2 protein-coding genes are annotated in these 613 nt (G+C 62.5%); one reads left to right on the plus strand and one right to left on the minus strand.

Annotation, left to right across the window (positions count from 1 at the left end; translation table 11 throughout):
* The coding region (locus NKH17_RS33355) for a hypothetical protein (RefSeq protein WP_352973544.1) at nt 1-197 on the minus strand (197 nt) is incomplete at its 3' end.
* Here NKH17_RS33355 and NKH17_RS33360 point away from each other — a divergent pair.
* On the plus strand, nt 184-613 hold a 430-nt coding region (locus tag NKH17_RS33360), incomplete at its 3' end, for a transposase (protein ID WP_352973545.1). The genes NKH17_RS33355 and NKH17_RS33360 overlap by 14 nt on opposite strands.

A 613-nucleotide genomic window follows, 5' to 3' on the forward strand; every position in this document is an offset into this window, starting at 1 on the left:
TGGACCCCGGAGCCAAAGCAGGAACAAATGGGCGCACACGGCTGAACAAGGAGACGGAACGACTGAAAGATCACCTTGACAAAGATTAGCCCATACAAGCGAGCGAGCGGCTTTGCGGTGGTCATCGACGGTTCGCCGGTAAGGTCGGGTTGCTGACTCCAACCTGATTCGAAGGAACCATCGATGACCGACGACATGATGAACCTGCGCGCGCTCGTGGAGAAGACTCCGGATTCCGATCTCTTGCGCGAGATGATCGGCTTTGCCGCCGAGCGGCTGATGGAGCTGGAGGTTGGGGCCGCCACCGGCGCCGCCTATGGCGAGAAGAACCCATTGCGCACGGCCCAGCGCAACGGCTATCGCGAGCGCGACTGGGAGACGCGGGCCGGCACCGTCGAGCTGCGCATCCCCAAGCTCAGGAAGGGCTCCTACTTCCCCGGTTTTCTCGAACCGCGCCGCATGGCCGAGAAGGCGCTAACCGCTGTCATCCAGGAGGCCTACGTCCAGGGTATCTCGACCCGCTCGGTCGACGACCTGGTCAAGGCCATGGGCATGAGCGGCATCTCCAAAAGCCAGGTCAGCCGGCTGTGCGAAGAGATCGACGGCAAGGTCA

Origin of the sequence: Mesorhizobium sp. M1334, assembly GCF_040317995.1 — a bacterium.
Taxonomy (GTDB): Bacteria; Pseudomonadota; Alphaproteobacteria; order Rhizobiales; family Rhizobiaceae; genus Mesorhizobium.